The following is a 241-nucleotide window of genomic DNA, read 5'->3' as shown; positions in this document are numbered from 1 at the left end:
AAAATTGATAATGATGGTACTATTTTACAATTAAATCAGTTAGCTAATCAGGTTGATAACCTACGCTTATCTGGATTTGAGCGTGATGGCTCACCGATGGATAAAAATGATGAAGCCATTTCAGGCTCGCTTTCTGACTGGAAGCAAAACCTCAGTAAAAGCTGGAAAAGCTTTATGGATGACTTTATTACTATCCGTCGTCGAGACAGTACCGCTATTCCACTATTAGCTCCAAACCAAG

The 241-nt window shown here is 39.0% G+C and carries 1 protein-coding gene; it reads left to right on the top strand.

Features of this window, described 5'->3' with window-relative positions:
- Positions 1–241: uroporphyrinogen-III C-methyltransferase (locus IE142_RS39790; protein WP_229831236.1), on the top strand; the 241-nt coding region annotated here is incomplete at both ends.

It is taken from the genome of Streptomyces mutabilis (genome assembly GCF_014649815.1).
Classification (GTDB): domain Bacteria; phylum Actinomycetota; class Actinomycetes; order Streptomycetales; family Streptomycetaceae; genus Streptomyces; species Streptomyces mutabilis.
Note: the sequence above shows the minus strand (reverse complement) of the source record. Positions and strands in the feature narration are given on the sequence as shown.